Origin of the sequence: Arthrobacter sp. SLBN-112 (assembly GCF_030944625.1) — a bacterium.
In the GTDB taxonomy this organism is placed as follows: domain Bacteria; phylum Actinomycetota; class Actinomycetes; order Actinomycetales; family Micrococcaceae; genus Arthrobacter.
Map to the genome: position 1 here is coordinate 1,783,299 of NZ_JAUSXY010000001.1, position 17,380 is coordinate 1,800,678.

Annotated in this window: 15 protein-coding genes and 2 pseudogenes; 6 read left to right on the forward strand and 11 right to left on the reverse strand. The window is 67.7% G+C overall.

Features of this window, described 5'->3' with window-relative positions; translation table 11 throughout:
• Positions 1-40: 40 nt before the first annotated feature.
• Positions 41-733 carry a PASTA domain-containing protein gene (locus QF050_RS08370; RefSeq protein ID WP_308930026.1) on the forward strand — a complete coding sequence of 231 codons (693 nt, stop codon included), beginning with the start codon at positions 41-43 and terminating at the stop codon, positions 731-733.
• A 34-nt stretch (positions 734-767) separates the two neighbouring features.
• Here the strand turns inward: QF050_RS08370 and QF050_RS08375 are convergent, their stop codons facing one another.
• The 3 genes and pseudogenes from QF050_RS08375 to QF050_RS08385 all read right to left on the reverse strand — a co-directional run bounded on the left by QF050_RS08375 (position 768) and on the right by QF050_RS08385 (position 3,572).
• Positions 768-1,598 (reverse strand): oxidoreductase, encoded by an 831-nt coding sequence (locus tag QF050_RS08375; RefSeq protein ID WP_308930027.1) that lies wholly within the window; start codon positions 1,596-1,598, stop codon positions 768-770.
• Positions 1,599-1,643: 45 nt separating this feature from the next.
• Positions 1,644-2,673, reverse strand: a pseudogene (locus tag QF050_RS08380) (aldo/keto reductase).
• A gap of 11 nt (positions 2,674-2,684) precedes the next feature.
• Positions 2,685-3,572, reverse strand: a complete 888-nt coding sequence (locus QF050_RS08385) for an aldo/keto reductase (RefSeq protein ID WP_308930028.1) — start codon at positions 3,570-3,572, stop codon at positions 2,685-2,687.
• An 86-nt stretch (positions 3,573-3,658) separates the two neighbouring features.
• Between QF050_RS08385 and QF050_RS08390 the strand changes: the two are divergent.
• The 4 genes and pseudogenes from QF050_RS08390 (at position 3,659) to crcB (ending at position 6,293) form a co-directional block, all read left to right on the forward strand.
• Positions 3,659-4,541, forward strand: a pseudogene (locus tag QF050_RS08390) (helix-turn-helix domain-containing protein).
• Positions 4,542-4,783: 242 nt separating this feature from the next.
• Entirely contained in the window at positions 4,784-5,332 is a 549-nt protein-coding gene (locus QF050_RS08395) for a universal stress protein (protein ID WP_308930029.1), read from the forward strand.
• Entirely contained in the window at positions 5,332-5,919 is a 588-nt protein-coding gene (locus QF050_RS08400; protein ID WP_308930030.1) for a CrcB family protein, read from the forward strand. The genes QF050_RS08395 and QF050_RS08400 overlap by 1 nt, the downstream gene beginning before the upstream one ends.
• On the forward strand, positions 5,916-6,293 hold the full coding sequence (crcB, locus tag QF050_RS08405) for a fluoride efflux transporter CrcB (RefSeq protein ID WP_374121511.1): 378 nt from the start codon (positions 5,916-5,918) through the stop codon (positions 6,291-6,293). Before QF050_RS08400 ends, crcB begins: the two co-directional genes overlap by 4 nt.
• A 432-nt stretch (positions 6,294-6,725) precedes the next feature.
• Here the strand turns inward: crcB and QF050_RS08410 are convergent, their stop codons facing one another.
• From QF050_RS08410 to QF050_RS08445, 8 genes are all read right to left on the reverse strand, one after another.
• A complete protein-coding gene (locus tag QF050_RS08410) occupies positions 6,726-7,697 on the reverse strand; it encodes a type IV toxin-antitoxin system AbiEi family antitoxin domain-containing protein (RefSeq protein ID WP_308930031.1) in 972 nt (323 codons plus the stop codon).
• A gap of 249 nt (positions 7,698-7,946) precedes the next feature.
• Positions 7,947-9,053, reverse strand: a complete 1,107-nt coding sequence (locus tag QF050_RS08415) for a HAMP domain-containing sensor histidine kinase (protein WP_308930032.1) — start codon at positions 9,051-9,053, stop codon at positions 7,947-7,949.
• Entirely contained in the window at positions 9,050-9,721 is a 672-nt protein-coding gene (locus tag QF050_RS08420; protein WP_308930033.1) for a response regulator transcription factor, read from the reverse strand. The genes QF050_RS08415 and QF050_RS08420 overlap by 4 nt, the downstream gene beginning before the upstream one ends.
• A 5-nt stretch (positions 9,722-9,726) precedes the next feature.
• Positions 9,727-10,401: a VTT domain-containing protein gene (locus QF050_RS08425; RefSeq protein WP_308930034.1), complete on the reverse strand. Its 675-nt coding sequence runs from the start codon at positions 10,399-10,401 to the stop codon at positions 9,727-9,729.
• 9 nt (positions 10,402-10,410) lie between these two features.
• Positions 10,411-11,166: a phosphatase PAP2 family protein gene (locus tag QF050_RS08430; protein WP_308930035.1), complete on the reverse strand. Its 756-nt coding sequence runs from the start codon at positions 11,164-11,166 to the stop codon at positions 10,411-10,413.
• Between the two features lie 134 nt (positions 11,167-11,300).
• Complete coding sequence (locus tag QF050_RS08435) at positions 11,301-12,890, reverse strand: S53 family peptidase (protein ID WP_308930036.1); 1,590 nt, start codon at positions 12,888-12,890, stop codon at positions 11,301-11,303.
• 291 nt (positions 12,891-13,181) lie between these two features.
• Positions 13,182-14,579 carry an MFS transporter gene (locus tag QF050_RS08440; RefSeq protein WP_308930037.1) on the reverse strand — a complete coding sequence of 466 codons (1,398 nt, stop codon included), beginning with the start codon at positions 14,577-14,579 and terminating at the stop codon, positions 13,182-13,184.
• 116 nt (positions 14,580-14,695) lie between these two features.
• On the reverse strand, positions 14,696-15,631 hold the full coding sequence (locus QF050_RS08445) for a dihydrodipicolinate synthase family protein (RefSeq protein WP_308930038.1): 936 nt from the start codon (positions 15,629-15,631) through the stop codon (positions 14,696-14,698).
• Between the two features lie 166 nt (positions 15,632-15,797).
• Between QF050_RS08445 and QF050_RS08450 the strand changes: the two genes are divergently transcribed.
• Positions 15,798-16,835 carry a LacI family DNA-binding transcriptional regulator gene (locus QF050_RS08450; RefSeq protein WP_308930039.1) on the forward strand — a complete coding sequence of 346 codons (1,038 nt, stop codon included), beginning with the start codon at positions 15,798-15,800 and terminating at the stop codon, positions 16,833-16,835.
• Positions 16,836-17,380: the final 545 nt, after the last annotated feature.

The following is a 17,380-nucleotide window of genomic DNA, read 5'->3' on the forward strand; positions in this document are numbered from 1 at the left end:
ACCCATCGACGCGGGCGCCCTGTCAGGCTATCCTGACAGTATGGATGCGCAACGAGATCCATGGAGTGAGGGCCAGTCAGTGTGGCAGCGCCTGCGCTCGTGGTTAGGCGATTCCCGGGACGCCCCGGCGAGTGATGTGGCAGCCCTGGGTGCGCTCAGTGATGTCCGGCAGTTGCGGTATTTGCTGGATCAGGCGGAGATCGCGGCGGTTCGTACGGCGCGTCGCCGCGGCTCATCATGGGCGGAAATCGCCGCCCGATTGGGCATCGCCCGTCAATCTGCGTGGGAACGCTGGCGGGACTTTGACGAGGTCATCCCGACCGGAGTCGTCCTGCCTACCTCCGGCGAGCAGACAGCCCGGGCGGCAGAGGCTGGCGCGGCCGCCGAGTTGGCCGCCCAGGCCGCCCGGGGAAGGCGAAGGCAGTCAAATGTCACCGTACCGAATGTCATCGGGTTGTCCCTCGACTCCGCACGGGCCGTCCTGATGGACAGTAAACTCGTTGCGGTCGGCCCCGACCCAGACGGCCTGCCCCTGGAGGCGGCGGGTTGGCCCAGCGGCGTCGTCACCGACCAGAGCCCGGAATCGGGGGCGACGGTGCCCATAGGATCGCGGGTGATCCTGTGGTTGGGCAGCGGCGGCTCAGCGGGAGACCGCGAGCCGCGGCGACCGTCCCCAGGGCCCCGAAGCCTGCGGGCAATGCGGGAAGAACCTGCCAACGAGGCGACAAGCTGACCTCGCGCGTCGCGGGAGCCACGCCGGTCCCGCGTCAATCTGTGATGTCGGTGCCGGTGCTCAGCTCCTGCCACTGATCGAGTTCGGCCCGCTGGGCGTCCGCCACCATCCCGAAGGCGCCGAACGCGTCCGTGCCCAGGACCAGCAGACCCGGCGGGGTGGGGGATTCGACGACGGCGATGATCGCCCGGGCGGCCTTGTCCGGATCGCCGGGCTGGTTGCCGTGGCTCGTGTCGCTCTCCTTGCGGCGCTTGCCTGCGGTGTCCGCGTAGTCGCCGATCGGCGTCGCCGACTGGGTGAGCGAGCGGCCCGCGAAATCGGTGCGGAAGCCGCCGGGTTCGATCGCGGTGACGTTGATGCCCAGCGGCTTCAGCTCGTTGCGGAGCGAGCCGGACATGCCCTCCAGTGCCGCCTTGGTCGCCGCATAGTAGCCGGAACCGGCCGGCGTGATGCGGGCGCCGATGGAGGAGATGTTCAGGATGGATCCTCCCTTGTTGGCCCGCATGCCCGGCAACACTGCCTTGATCATGTCCACCGCACCGAAAAAGTTGGTGTCGAACAGTTGGCGGATGTCGGCGTCGTCCGCTTCCTCCACGGCGGCTCGGTACCCGTAGCCGGCGTTGTTGACCAGCACGTCCACGCTGCCGAACTTCTCCTCAGCCTGCTTGACTGCCGCGCTGATCTGCGCCTTGTCGGTGACGTCGAGGGGGAGCGGAAGGGCAGTGTCCGGGAAACCGGCGGTGATGTCCTGCACGGAGTCGACGTTCCGGGCGGTGACGACGGCGTTGTGCCCGGACGCGAGCACGGCTTCCGCCAGTGCCCGGCCGAGTCCGGTGGAGCAGCCTGTGATGAGCCACGTTGCCATGGGTTTTCCTTTCAGAGGGTTTTTGAAACAGGGTGGGTGCGGCACTTAAGCGCCGTGCCGCCGTCGTGCGTGTGCTGTCAGTTCGTGGGCGCCGTAACTGTTGTCGTCGGGGTTGACGGTGACGCCGGGGGCCACCAGCTGGTCGATGCGGTCCAGCACCTCGGGCGCCAGCTTGGTGTCCGCGGCCGGTAGGTACGACTCGAGCTGTTCCATGGTGCGTGGTCCCACGATGGCCGAGGTGACGCCGGGGTGGTTGATGACGAACGCGATGGCCAGCTCGATGAGCGTGACTCCCGCCCATTCGGCCACCTGGGCCAGCTCTTCGACGATGTCGAGCTTTTGCTGGTTGGCGGGTTTGGTCATGTCGAACCGGGCGCTGGGGCGGCGGCTTGAGGTGGGTGTGGACGGCGAGTCCTTCCGCCACCGGCCGGAGAGCCAGCCACCGGCGAGAGGGCTGTAGGTCAGGGTGCCCATGCCGTGCCGCTGGACCGCCGGCAGGACGTCCTCCTCGATGCCGCGGGTCAGGATGGAGTACGGCGGCTGCTCGGTGACGAACCGTTCCAGGTTGCGTTCGCGGGACGCCCACTGGGCTTCCACGATTTGCGATCCGGAGTAGGACGACGAACCGATGTAGCGCCACCTTGCCCTGGCGGACCAGATCGGTCAGGGCGCCCAGGGTCTCCTCCACGTCGGTGTCGGGACTGGGGCGGTGCACCTGGTAGAGGTCGATGTAGTCCGTGTTCAGCCGGCGCAGCGAGTTCTCCACCTCGCGGATGATCCAGCGGCGGGAGCCGCCGCGCTGGTTGGGGTCGTCCTCATTCATGGGCATGAAGAACTTGGTGGCGAGGAAGACGTCGTCGCGGCGCCCGGCCAGGGCCTCGCCGACGATCTCCTCCGAGGCGCCGCCGGAGTAGACGTCAGCGGTGTCGACGAAGTTGACGCCGGCGTCCAGGGCGCGGTGGATGATCCGGGTGGCGTCGGCGCGGTCATTGTTGCCCCAAGGGCCGAACATCATCGCACCCAGGCAGAGGGGGCTGACCTGCACCCCGGTGCGGCCAAGCGGGCGGTATTCCATTGGTTCTCTCCTCAGGCTTCCGGAATGACCATGGCGAACCGCTCCGGACGGGCAACGTCCGGGTCCGGGCCGCTGCGGACGCCGGTGTCCAGGGCGTCAATCGCGGCCAAATCGGCGGCGGACAGCTCAAAGCCGAACACGTCGAAGTTCTCGGCGATCCGGCTCGGGTTGGTGGACTTGGGAATCGCGGAGCGGCCCTGCTGCAGGTGCCAGCGCAGCATCACCTGGGCGGGCGTCTTGCCATGGGCCTGCGCGACGCCGGCGATCACCGGGTCCCGCATGACGTTCTTCCGGTTCTCGCCCCACCCGGGGTAGAACGTGATGCCGCCAATTGGAGACCAGGCCTGCGTGATGATGCCATGCGCGGCGTCCGCCGCCTGGACGTTCCGCTGGGCGAAGTAAGGGTGCAGCTCGATCTGGTTCACGGCCGGAACCACGTCGGTTTCCGCCAGCAACTGGTTCAGGTGGTGCGGCATGAAGTTGCTGACGCCGATGGCCCGCACCCGCCCGTCCGCCAGCAGGGTTTCCAGGGCTTTGTACGCGGCGATGGTTTGCTCGAACCGGTCCGGGGCGGGCTGGTGCAGGATGAGCAGGTCCAGCTGGTCCACCCCGAGCTTGCCAACGCCCTTGTCCCACGCGTGCAGGGCCTGGTCGTAGCCGTAGTCGCTGACCCAGATCTTCGTTTCGATGAAGACGTCGGCGCGGTCCAGGCCGGAGCGGCGGATGCCTTCGCCCACCTCCCGCTCGTTGCCGTAGGCGGCGGCTGTGTCGATGTGCCGGTAGCCCACCTCGAGCGCGGTCTGGACGGCCGCCGTCGTCTCTTCCGGGGGACTTTGGAAGACGCCGAGGCCGAGTGCGGGCATGGTGATGCCGTTGTTGAGTGTGAGTTCCTTAACCATTCCTTCACGGTATTGGGATGCGGAGGTTTGTGGGAGGGCTTGACAGTCCCTCCTTCGCCGGCCGCGGCGGCGGTAGCGTGGAGGCCATGACGAACAGCGACGACGTGCGGAAGTTCCTTTCTTCCCGCCGTGCCCGGCTCACGCCGGACGAAGCCGGGCTGCCGGCGTACGGCGGCAACCGTCGCGTGAAGGGCCTGCGCCGGGAGGAGGTGGCCATGCTCGCTGGGATGAGCATCGACTACTACATCCGGCTGGAGCGGGGGAACCTTTCCGGCGCCTCGGACAGCGTCCTGGAGGCGCTGGCGCGTGCCTTGCAGTTGGACGACGCCGAGACGGCCCACCTTTTCGACCTGGCACGTGCATCCACGGCCGCTCCCCGGGTGCGGCGCAAACGCAGCCCGCTGACGGTGCGGCCCAGCGTGCAGCGCGTCATCGACGCGATTACCACCGCGCCGGCCTGGGTCCGCAATGACCGCGGTGACGTCCTGGCCGCCAATGAACTGGGCCGGGCGCTGTACCTGGAGATGATGACCGACGACGTGACCCCGCCGAACAGCGCACGGTTCACCTTCCTGAACCCGAAGGCACGGGAGTTCTTCGCCGATTGGGAGCGCGCGGCGGATGACATCGTGGCTGTTTTGCGGTCCACGGCCGGGAAGAATCCAGTACGACAAGGATCTCTCGGACCTGATCGGCGAGCTCTCGACGCAGAGCGAGGAGTTCCGCGTCCGCTGGGCCCGGCACGATGTGAAGTACCACCGTACCGGCCGCAAACGGCTCCACCATTCCGTCGTGGGGGACCTGGACCTGACCTACGAGGCCCTGGAGCTACCCGCCGATCCCGGCCTGCGGATCAACGTCTACACGGCCGAGCCGGGAACGCCGTCGGAGGACGCGCTGAAGGTGCTGGCCAGCTGGGCCGCCACGCAGCTCCGCGCGGGAGAGGTCCCCGCCAGGGAAACCAGCTGACGCACCGTTTCCGAGGGCGCACATTCCCTGGCGCGGGCCACCCGAGTTCCAGCGCCTGGTAAGCCGCCGGCGTCTATCCGGCCAGTGTGCGGCGGGCCGTCCTGCCCTCAATCAGCTCACTCATTTGTGCCAGATATGACTCATTTGCCTCTAATGGGCGTTTGTGACAGATCTGGCACTCGCTGTCCACATGCCTCGGATGTCCGGCTGCGCAGTAGAATCCGGATCTGACAGGAGTTGACATGACTGAGCCAGGGAAACAACCAAGCCCCGCTGCCGGGCGCACGCCGTACGTTGCACGCAAGATCAGTGGGCCGGTGCTCATGGGCGTCGTGCCCGGCCAGCCGCTGGCCGTCGCGCACCGTGCCGCCGAGCTGGCCTACAGCCTCGGCGTGAAGCTGGTCTGCGCCTACGTGGACGTCACCACCTACCTTGCTGAGGAGCCGGACGGCAGGGTGGAGGCCCGGCCGATCGACCCGGACGGGATTGATGACGACATCGAAGGAATCAGTGCCACCATCGCCGCGGAACTCCGCGCGGCCCTCGACGGAACCGGCGTCGACTGGTCCTTCGTGACCCTTGCCGGTGACCCTGCCAGGGCACTGGGGCGCCTGGCGGAATCCGCCGACGCGTCAGTCATTGTGGTGGGCACCCGCGAGCGCGGACTCGGAGCCCGGCTCGAGGAACTGCTGGTGGGATCTGTCGCCGTGCACCTCACCCACCGCCAGCACCGGCCCGTCCTGGTTGTCCCGCTTGCGCCGCACAGGCACCAGCCGAAGGCGGGCCACTGATGGAACCGCCGGTTCCCGAGGCCCAGGCGGGGACGGCGGACACGCAGGGGCACGACGACGGGACCCGGCTTCCGGAGGGTGGCGGCCAGCAGGCTGCAGCGGACCAGGGGACCCTCGGTGCGGCGCGCGCCCACCGGCCGGTGCACCTGCACCCCGGGTTCCTGTTGGTGGTCATCGCCGGAGGGATCCTGGGGGCACTGGCCCGTTACGGCATGAGCAGCATCCTGCCTGCCCCGGGCGGCTGGCCGGTCCCCACCCTGGTCATTAACCTTTCCGGCGCGTTCCTGCTCGGCCTCCTGCTGGAGGCTCTGGTTCGGAGGGGGCCTGACACGGGGCGGCTGCGGCTGATCCGGCTGTTCGTTGGCACCGGCTTCATGGGCGCGTTCACCACGTATAGCACTTTGGCGGTGGAAACGAACACCCTGTTCGGGGCCGGACGCGTCGCCGATGCGCTGCTCTACGTCGGGGTCAGTGTGGCGGCCGGCGCGGCGGCTACCACTGCGGGGATCTGGCTGGCGGCGGGCCATCACGCTCGGGCAACCGATCGCCGGGAGAAGGCCGTGGGCGCGCGCAAGGAGGGCCAGTGAGCGTCGTGACGATCCTCCTGATCGGCCTTGCCGGCGGGCTCGGCGCAGCCACCCGGTTCGTCGTCGACGGCCTGGTACGGTCCAGGATCCGCACCGCCCTGCCGGTGGGAACCATCATCATCAACGTCACGGGGTCGTTCATGCTGGGCCTGCTCGCCGGTGCCGTGATCGTCCACGCGGCGCCGGCCGAGCTGCAGGCCATTGCCGGTACTGGTTTCCTTGGCGGTTACACCACGTTCAGCACGGCCAGCTTTGAAACCGTGCGGCTCATCCAGTCCCGCCGCACCGGGCTGGCCCTCCTCAACGGAATCGGCACCGCCGTGGCCGCGGTGGCCGCAGCCGCCGGCGGCCTGGCTCTGGCCGCCCTGCTCTGAGGCTGACGGGCGGCCTGCGGTCCCGATATCCGTTTGCGACCCTCATATCCGTTTTCGCTGCCCGGATTCCTGGGCGCGGGCCACATTTCGGGTGCGCCAGGTAGCGCGTGCGTCATAGCCGGTTTTGTGCGTCGAGGACGGCAGAGCGCGTCCGACGACGGGCCACACCTGCCGCTGCCAGCTTCTGTTCCAGCGCCCCGGGTTCCTTGAGGTCGGCCCAGTCCCACCGCACCGGACTGGCCCTCCTCAACGGAATCGGCACCGCCGTGGCCGCGGTGGCCGCAGCCGCCGGCGGCCTGGCTCTGGCCACCCTGCTCTGAGGCTGACGGGCGGCCTGCGGTCCCGATATCCGTTTGCGACCCTCATATCCGTTTTCGCTGCCCGGATTCCTGGGCGCGGGCCACATTTCGGGTGCGCCAGGTAGCGCGTGCGTCATAGCCGGTTTTGCGCGTCGAGCACAGCAGAACGCGTCCGACGACGGGCCACACCTGCCGCTGCCAGCTTCCGTTCCAGCGCCCCGGGTTCCTTGAGGTCGGCCCAGTCCCACCGCACCACGTGCAATCCCAGGGCGCGGATCCGGTTCTCGCGGTTCTTCTCCGCCACAACGGCCTGCGACGCGGTGCGGCCCTTGAGGAACTCGTCCTTCACGTACTTCTCCTCACCGTCGAACTCGCCAACCACCTTGGACTCCTTCCAATAGAAATCGGCGTAGCCAACCGGCCCGGCGGCGTCCGAAAACTTCTGCTGCAGGATGGGGGCTTCGAATCCGGCCGCGTGGATCAATGCGCGGCTCCAGGACTCCCCGGCCGAGCCGGATGCAGGATCGGCGAATGCAATGGCCGCCCGAATCCGCCGCGCCGCGGCCGCAGAGTAGATCGCCCCGATCCCGGCCTCCAGTTCGGCCTTGGTCAGGGCGGGCAGCCCGTTGACAGGGTCGTCCCGCAGTACATGATCCAGCGGGGCGATGGCCTCCGAGAACGGGCTGAACGCTGCCAGGTCCAGTACGGTCCGGATGCGGTCGGTAACCAGGAAACCGCCGAGCTTGACCACCTTCAGGTCTGTCCTGGCCGCGAAGTGGCGCCTGATCCCACCGCGCGACCGGCCGCCGTCGTTCTTCAAAGTGAGCACCTGCACCGGGTGTACGCCGATGGTGGGGATTCCCCATGAGCTGGCGGCGGAGTGGCGGGCGAAAATGGTGGGTTTTTGCAGCATTTCCGCAGCCGCTTGGATGCGCAGCGGGTATTGTTCCCACGGTTTCAGCGCCCGCCACGCCGGACCGTCCGTGTAGACGCCGTGCCGGACGCGGACCAGGGCGCCGGCTCTCACCCGCTTGGCGAGCTCGTTCGGCGTGAGCCCGTGGACCATGCAATCGCGGGACAACAGAAGCGGTGGAAGATCTGGCATTCACCCATGGTGCACAGCCGTCCGGACCCGCCGGAATGGGTTGCCGGCCGCTATGTGGAAAAGCGCTCCGCGACGCGCAGATTACATATCGCGGCGCCGGTTCCCTGGCGCGCCAGATATTTGGGAGGCGCAGGGGAACGTCGGCGTCGAAAACGGATTTGGGCGTCGTGAAAGTTGGAGAAGCGTACGACGACGGCGCACCAGTTCCGCGGCGAGGGCCAGTACGACGGCGGCGCAGCAGCCCGGCCCCTACCCCCGCGCGAGCGGGAGCGCGAGCCGCATGGTGGTCCCGTCGGGCCCGGTGCGGACCACCTCCACGGTCCCGCCGGCGGCGGTGGCAATGTCGCGGACCAGGGCCAGCCCGATCCCGAAGCTCCGCCGCCCGGCAGGCTCACCCGCCTCGGGAGACCGGCCGGGAGACCGGCCGGGAGCGCGGCCCGGAGCACGGACGAACCGGTCAAAGATCCGGTCCGGGTCCACCCCCGTGATTCCGGTTCCTGTATCTGTCACGAGGACCACCGCCCGGGACCCCTCAACACCGGTGCTGATGGTGATGCTTCCGCCGGAGGGGGTGTGGGCCAAGGCGTTGTCGGCCAGGGCCAGCACCGCGCGCCGCAGCGACCCCGGGTCCACGCGTACACGCGCCGCGGCGCCACCAGCGCCAGCGCCACCCGGGCCACCGGAGAAGATACAACTGACGCCCTGCTGCCGGGCCAGGTCCTGCAGGCTCGCGGAAACTTCCCGGGCAACTTCCGCCACATCCACCGGCTCCACATCGGACCCAGCGGACCCGGGCGACCCCGTCGCCGCCAGGAGGAGTTCGTTGACGATCCCCGTCAGCGTCGCTGTGTCGTCCCGGATCTTCGCCAGGGCCTGTGCGGGTTCGGACCCGGGCTCGGCCTTGCGCTGCGCGAGCTGGATGCGGGTATCAAGGATCGCCAGCGGGGTGCGGAGCTCGTGGCTGGCGTCCTGGACAAAGCGCCGTTGCCGGGCCAGGGCATCGCCCAGCGGCCGGATGGCGCTGCGGGCACTGATCCACCCCACCACACCGGCCAGCACGATGCCTGCCAACCCGGCCAGGATCATCCCCTCGATCAGGTCCTTCGAATCCAGGTAGGTGTAGGCCTTGCCGGCCGTGGCGTCGGGCGGAGTCGGGTGGGCCAGCTTGTTCATGAGGAACACGGTGGCGGCGGCGAGCAGGACCAGGACCAGGACGGCCACCCCGGCGCTGATCCGCAGTGCCACCTTGAGTGACGCGCGGCGGAGGGTGTCCCGGTCCGCGTCCCCAGAGCCGGAGGAACCAGAGCCGGAGCCAGAGCCAGAGGAACCAGAGCCGGAGCCGTGAGAGAAGGTCATGATGCATCGCCGATCTGGTAGCCCACGCCGTGGACGGTGCGGATGACGGTCCGGGAGATCTTGCGGCGGAGGTGGTGGACGTAGGTGTCGATGACGCCGGGCTGGTCCGTGGACTGGAAATGCGCGGCGAGCAGGTCGTCGCGGGTGAACACCCTGCCGGGTTCGGCGGCCAGTGCCGCCAGGAGTTCGGCTTCCTTGGCGGTCAGTGTCACCACCTCGCCGTAGGCGGAACGGACAGCGCGCGACGCCGGATCGAAGTCCCAGGTGCCGATGCCCACCGGGCCCGCGGGCGGAGCGAACGTCCGCGTCAGTGCGCGCAGCCGCGCTGCCAGCTCGCCGGCGTCGAACGGTTTGGTCATGTAGTCGTTGGCGCCGGCGTCCAGCCCGCGGACCTTCTGGTCCGTCTCGCCCAGGGCGGTGAGGATCAGGATGGGCGTGGCGATGCCTTTCGCCCGCAGCGCCGCGATGACGGCCAGTCCGTCCATGACGGGCAGGCCGCGGTCAATCACCATCACGTCCCAGGACTGAGTCAGGCCCAGGTGGAGGGCTTCCTGGCCGGTGGCCGCGAGCCGGATCCGGTAGTCCGGCTCCAGCAGTTCCGCGATCAGGGGACCCAGCGCAGGGTCGTCCTCGGCGAGCAGCAGGGAGGGCCGGTCCGGGGTGGTCATGCCGCCTATTCTTCCGTGAATGCGTCCTGCCTGGCTGCGCGGCGGCGCTTGAGGTATTCCACGGCCCAGGGAATCACGGAGACCAGGACCATAAGCACGGCGATGACGTCGATGTTCTTGGCGATGATTTCGTAATGCCCAAGCCACGTCCCCAGCAGGGTCACGGATGTGGCCCAGGCGGCGGCGCCCACGATGTTCCACAGCGTGAAGGATTTGTACCCGTAGCGGGCGGTGCCGGCGGTCAGCGGGGCGAACGTCCTGATGATGGGGACGAAACGGGCCAGGACCACGGCCGCGCCACCGTGCCGGCGGAAGAAGTCCTCGGTGGCGGTGAGGTGGGCGGTTTTCAGGACCTTGGCGTCGTCCTTGAACCAGCGCCGGCCGAAGCGCCGCCCCAGCAGATAGCCCACCTGGTCGCCGGCGATCGCGGCCGCCGTGATCACGCCGATGAGGACGGGAAGGGCCAGCTGCAGCTGCTGGTGCAGGAGCCCGGCGGTGAAGAGCAGCGAATCACCGGGCAGGAACGGGAACAGGACGCCGGATTCGATGAAGACCATCCCGGCGATCACGCCCAGGGCTGCCGGTCCCAGGCCGCCGAGCAGGCCGGCAGGGTCCAGCAGGGAGGGTGATCCCGCGGTGGCCATGGCGGAGACCACGTCAGGGGTGAGCATGGCGTGCATGGTGGTCCCTTAGCGTCGGCCGGACGGTGTGGTGAACGCGGCGGGCAGGTGGTCGAAGAGCCGGGGAGCGTAGCGGTTCCAGAGCCCGGCGAGCAGTACGACGGCGGCGCTCGCCGCCAGGAAGGAGGCCACCACGTCGGTGGGGTAGTGCACCCCGACGTAGAGCCGCGACCATGCCACCGTCACGGCCATGACGGCTCCTGCGGCGGCGACCAGCTTGGACCAGCGGGTGCGCCGGGCCAGGAAGTACAGGGCGAAGGCCAGGGCGACGGCGAAGCTGACGTGGCCACTGGGGAAGCTGTTGGATCCGGTCTCCGGCGCCAGCGGGTCGAACAGCAGCGCCGGGTTGGGTCGCTGCCGCGCGACGATGAGCTTGAAGGCTTCGCTGGCCACCCAGCCCGAGCATGCCACCACGCCGAAGGCAACGGCCTTGGCCAGGTCGCGGCGCACCAGCAGCACCACGACGGCGATGACGGCAATGAGGCCCAGGCCCGCCACCGGGCCGAACAGGAGGTTGATTGCCATCGCGACGGCGGTCAGCACGGCAACGTGGTGCTGGCTGAGCTCCTGGTCCACGTTCAACTCGGTCGCGGCGTCGCCGGGCAGGAGCTGCACCGTGAAGCCCAGCGCGACGACGGCGGCGCACAGCAGCGCGCCTAGCAGCAGCCAGTGCCGGGCCTGGGGGAGTACGGGGAACTGGGCACGGGCCGCGGCGGTAGTGCCGGGCTTGCCTGTTGTCTTGTGGGCGCGGGTTGGTTCGTTCACGAATCCTCCGGGGTGGTCCTGCGGCGGACAGGGTTCTGTCCTGGTCTCTGTTTCGATCCTCTCCGAGGGTTCCTAAGAAAAGCTTAAGAAACATGACCGCCGCAGGACCGCGGACCGGGCTGCTTCCCGTCAGGTCACCGGCCGGACGTGATGGCGGTGAGGAGTGCCGTTCCGTCGGGGCTGCCGAGACCGGTGCAGGGGTCCCAACCGGCCGCGGCCTTGTACGTGCCGTTGTTTCCCGTGGTGATGTCGCGGAATGCGGCCTTGTTGCCGTACAGCAGCGGCTGGATCTGCCCGAAGGTGCGGCTGGTTGACTGCGCCAGGAGAGCGATGAGTGCCGCCCAGAGCGGTGCTACGGCGCTGGTGCCCCCGATGACCATGTCTTTGCCGTCAACCCGGACTTTGTAGCCCGTCTGGGGGTCCGCGACGCCGCTGACGTCCGGCACTCCGCGGCCCTTCCGGCCGGTGGGGTGATGGCCGCCATGGTGCGTGGACTGGCCGGACTGCCAGGTGGGCGCCGGGAAGGTGTCGCTGTAGCCGCCTCCGGTGGCTGAGTGCGGCCCGTCATTCCACACAGTTTCGGACGTGATGGTTCCCGTGGCCGGGTCCGCGTCAAGGCGGGTTCCGCCGCACGCCAGCACATGCGGGCTGGAGGCGGGAAAATCGGCGTGGTCCTTGCCGTCAGTGGCGCCGTCTGCGCTGCCGTTGTCCCCTGCCGCCGCGGTGACGGTCACGCCAAGGGCCGAGGCGTCGGCCAGGGCCTGGTCGAACGCTGTCCGGGCCTGGGCGGTCCAGTCGTCCTCGCTCTGGCCCCAGCTGATGCTGATGGACGTGGGCGCCGGGGTGGCGTGGGATGCGTTGATGATGGCGTCGAGGAAACCGGCGTCGGTGTTGGGTGCGAAGTACACCGGAATGTCCGCCTGGGGCACCAAGGCGCCCACCACTTCGATGTCGAGGAGGACTTCGCCGTCCGCGCCCGTGGGGTCCTTTCCGGGCTGGTTCGCGGCGCCGTCGACTCCTACTGCCCGCACTGTGGGCCCGGTGATCCCGAGTTCGGAGAAGTAGGCGTCCAGGTCGGATTGGGCGAAGCCGCCGCCGAGTTCGATGATGGCCACGGTCTGGCCGGCACCGCCGCTGCCGGCGGGGAAGTCGTAGATCCGGGCGAGTTCGGGCGGTGTGTAGCTGGTCCCGGCTGCCGCCAGCGGAATTGCATGGAACTGGGCGCGGGCCTGGGGGCGGTCGTCAAGGCCCAGAACCGCCGTGACAACGCCGTCCAGCTCCGCGGGGATCTGCAGTCCACCGGTCCTGTGCCGGTGGGTGACGTCGTGGCCGTGCGGACCGCTGCTGGTGACTTCCTCCAGGCTGGTGCCGAAGATCCGGCTCAGGACTTCCACCGTCCCGGCAAGGCGTATGCGGCGGGATGCGGGGTCGGCCTCGACGACGTCAGCTCCGAGCCGGGTGAAGGTTTCGGTGGCAAGGCGCAGGTCCTCGTCGGAGGCGCCGTGCCGGGCCGCCAGTTCTTCGCGGGTCAGGGGCGCGGTGGGCTCGGTGGGGGTCTCCGGCAACGGTTCCTGGCGGCGCAGGATCACGGTGACCTCGATCCTGTGGGCGGGATTGGCGGGACCCAGGGTGTTTTGGATCCTTGCCGCTGTGGCGCGTTCGGAGCCGGGGAGGGGGACCCTGCTCTCTGCGTGCTCTGGGGTGGTATTGGTGTGCTCGGACATTGGATGGCTCCGTTCGTGGTGAGGCAAGGCCAATTGTGCTCCGCGTCACTGACATTGAACAGGGAACATCGGTCCCTCCGGAGCCGCCGGCGACGCGCAGATTCCATTCCGCGGCGCACATTCCTTTGCGCGCCGGATATGTGGTTCGCGCATAGGAATGTGGGGCTCGAAAATGCATTTGCGCGTCGGGAACCGTCCCGATCCCGCCAGGGGCTTACCCACCAAAACGGACAGCGGCGCGGACCCTTCAACAGGACCCGCGCCGCCGCCCAACCACAACGGCAGAGTCCGTCAGGGGGAGAGCTCCTCAAGCACCCGGCCCTTGGTTTCGATAGCGAAGAAGATGGTGATGAGGCCGCCGATGAGGGCGACGGCTGCGAAGACGGTGAAGACCAGGCTGATGCCGTAGTTGTCCACGATCCAGCCGACCAGGATAGGCCCGATCGCGGAGCCGGCGCGGAGCCAGGCACTCCCGAATCCTGTGCCGATGGCACGGAGCCGGGTCGGGTAGAGCTCGGCCGAGTAGAGGTACAGCGAGAAGGAGATCGTCTGCAGGATGGCGTAGGCGATGCTGGCGAACACCACCACCTGCGTCGCGGATACGGCTCCGAGGGCGGTAAGGATGACCAGCGGGACGGTCGCGGCCAGGAAGGCGACGCTGTACCAGCGCTTACGGCCCACCCTGTCGATGAGCAGTGCGCAGAGGATGGACGCGACAACTCCAACAGCTGATGTCACCCAGCCGTAGGCGAGGCTGGTTTGCAGGGGCAGGTTGAACGCTTGCTTGTAGAGCGTTGGGAGCCAGGTGATGAGGCCGTTGTTGACCATGTACACGCAGATCCAAAGCATCCAGATCATCAGGGTGCGCTTCTTGTAGATGCCTGAGAACAGTTCACGCCAGTCGGTCCGTGCGGTGGCCTTCGGATCCACGGGACGCACGACGGGCTCGGAAAGGGCGTGGCCTGCTTTGCGGGCTTCATTCTCCAGCATGGTGACCACCATGTCAGCCTTGTTGACGTGTCCCCGGGAGGCGAGCCAGCGCGGGGATTCGGGCATCAGCCAGCGCATGGGGATGGTGAGCAGGGCGGGGACGATGCCGACGATGAACATGGCTTTCCAGCCGACGACCGGGACCAGGAAGTAGCCTGCGATGCCGGCGAACATCAGGCCGACGGGGAAGATGACTTCATAGAGAAGGAAGAACCTGCCGCGCTTTTTCGCGCCGACGAATTCGTTGATGTAGGCGCTGGCGACGGGGACTTCGCCGCCGGTGCCTATGCCTTGGATGAAGCGGAAGACGATCATCGAGGTGGCGCCCCAGGCGAAGAGGCAAGCGACATCCATGGAGACGAAGAGCAGGATGGTGATGAGCAGGACCGGCATGCGGCCGATTCTCTCTGCAAGGTGTCCGAAGAACAGGGAGCCAAAGATCTGGCCTACGTAGCCGGCGGAGAGGATCATCCCAATTTCCCCGGCCGTAAGGTGCCATTCGGTGGACAGTTGGGGCATCGCGAAGGCGATGGCCAGGACCGTGTAAGCGTCGAAGAACGTGGCTGATCCGATGACCACGCGGATCAGGGTCAGCCGTCGGGTGAGCGGGAGCCGTTCGAGTCGGGCTACGAGCTCTGCGTTCATCCTGGCGGCGTTGGGGCCGCCGGCCATGGTTGTGGTGTTGTTCGGCTCGCGCATTGCGAGTCCTCCTTCTCCAGCGGTGACGCTGGGGTCCTCATTGACCAAGAGTGGAGATGGCTAAAGCCTAGGGGAGGATGGCGGGTGTTGCTCCCGCCATCCTCAGGATCCGTGGATCAGACAGTGGCGGTGACCTTGCCGATGTTTGCGGCCGCGAAGGCTTCCGCAATTTCGGTCTCGGCGCCTTCCGGCAAGGGCAGGAGCGGGGTGCGCACGGTGGCGTGCTCAAGGATGCCGCGGTTCACCAGGCCCCACTTCAAGGCGACGGTGCCCTCCATGTGGGAGCCGCGGTGGTAAACGTTCTTGGTCACCGGCAGCAGGCGCTCATGAATTGCGTGGGCACGCTTGTAGTCCTGCGCCTTGCCGGCCTCGATCAGTTCGACGAGCAGTTCGGGGGCGATGTTGCCGTAGCCGACGAGCAGACCGTCGACGTCGAACATGGTCGGCAGCAGGTACTCGTCATGGCAGGACAGCACCTGCAGCTCGGGGTACGCGGCGCGCAGCGCGGGGATCTCGGTGTACCACCGGCGCATGTTCCGGACACCGTTCTTCGTCGCAAAGACGCCCTCCTGGCCGGCGATCTCGAGCTGAGTGTCGAGGTCGTAGGTGGCCTTGGTGTTGTCGGGGTACTGGAAGAGAATCAGCGGCAGGCCGGACTCTTCATAGATCTCCTGGTAGCGCGACTGCGGGGCGCCCTTCTGGTATCCGAAGCGCAGCCACCCGTGCGAGGGGTAGACCAGACCAGCTGACGCGCCGGCCTCGACGGCCTTCTTGGCCTCGAGGGCCGCGGTCTTGTTGCCCTCCTTCGTGATACCCGCCACCACCGGTACACGGCCGTCGGTCGACGCCACGAACGCGCGGATGACGTCCAGCTGCTCCTCTTCAGTAAGGAACGTGCCTTCGCCGGCGTGCCCCAAGACCACGAGGCTCTTCACGCCCTCAATCGATCCGAGCCACGAACCCAGACGCTGGATCGCAGCGAAGTCGACAGCGCCATCTTCGGTGAACGGGGTGACAGGTGCGGGGCTGAGTCCGCGGAGATCGAGTGTCATTACAGCTACCTTCTTGTCTTCTTTGATGGTCGGTAGTCCCGCTAGTATGAAAACGTTTGCGGGAACGTTTTCAAGTTTGCACGTGTCGCAGCTCACTGTCAAGAGAACGTTTGCAAGTTGGAGGAATAGAGTGTCTGTTACACCCTTGCTGAAGAGGAGAAGCGCGATGGAACGGGCCTTACCCGCTGCGATCGTCACCCTGAAGGACGTCGCAGCTGCCAGTGGCGTCAGCATCTCCACGGCCAGCCGTGCCCTGGACGAACGCACCACGTCCCGTTCAGCGGCCGCAGCACACGTCCGTAAGATCGCCGAGGAGCTCGGCTATCGGCGGAACTCCTTCGCCTCAAGTCTTCGCCGCGGCGAGACCAGGACGTTGGGTGTCCTGGTCCCCCGCCTGAGTGACACCGTCATGGCCCTGATGTTCGAGGAACTTGAAAAGGCCGCGTCTTCCCGCGGCTACTTCGCCATGGTCGCCACCAGCGGCGACGATCCCGACGATGAACGCCGGGCAGCCGAAACACTGCTGGACAGAAACGTCGACGGGTTGATTCTCGCCACGGCACGCCTCGATGACGAACTACCCCGGCTGCTGCGCGAGCGCCGGGTAGCGCATGCCCTGGTGCTCCGGACTGACGGCATCAGCCCCTCCGCCCTCGGAGACGACGAAGTGGGTGGCTACCTCGCCGTACGCCACCTCATCGACCTGGGCCACCGGGACATCGCCGTTGTTACCGGCCCCGCTTTCACATCCACCGGAACCGCGCGCCTCGAGGGTGCCCGCAGGGCGCTTGGCGAGGCGGGAATCGCACCGCGCGACGAGTGGCTGATAGCCGCCGGTTACGGCATCGAAAACGGATACACGGCCGGCGAGACACTTCTCGGGAAGGCCCCGGGCGATCGCCCCACAGCAATCTTCGCCGCCAATGACAACATCGCCATGGGCGTCATGGCGGCAGCGCACCGGCACGGCATCGCCATCCCTGAAGATCTCGCCCTGGTCGGATACAACGACATTCCGCTTTCGTCCCGCCTTCCCACGCCCCTGAGTTCCGTACGAGTACCCCTCGCCCAGATCGCCGCCACGGCGATCGACCTCATCGTCAATCCGGCCGCGGAGCCCCGCATCCGCCGGTCCATGCCCACCCTCATTCCACGACAATCCAGCGGGGCTCCCGTGAAGTTCGCCGGTACGCCGGGCCGTTAAGGACCCGCGGACCGCGCTGCACGCTGAACGTGGAGTGGCGCCGCCGACGCGCAAATTCCGTGCCGACCCGCAGATTCCCTGGCGCGCCCTGGTCGCCGCGCGCCCACGCTGGTGCTGGCGACGCACCTATTCAATTCCGCGGCGCAGATTCCTTGGCGCGCCAGATATTTGGGGTGCGAATGGGAGCGCCTGCGTCGAAAGTGGATTTGCGCGTCGAGAACCGCGAGCAGCGCACGACGGCGGCCCCGCACCTCACGCGGTCAGTGCCCCGACGGCGGGCCCCGACCTGGGCGGGCAGCGCACGACGACGGCCCACACTTTGTGCGAAAGGTGATGGGGCGTCCCCGAAAGGGCTGTCGAAGGTGAGCGGGCGTTGCAGAAAAAGGTGCAAAAGCTGAGCGGGCGTCGGGGGAAAGGCTGTCGAAGGTGAGCGGGCGTCGGAGGGGGAGGGGTGCACGCTTGACGAGTTCCGCCGCGCCCGCATATCCTGAACGAACGGTCGGTAAATAATTCCGGACGTCCCAGTAGGTCTTTGCATAGGAGCA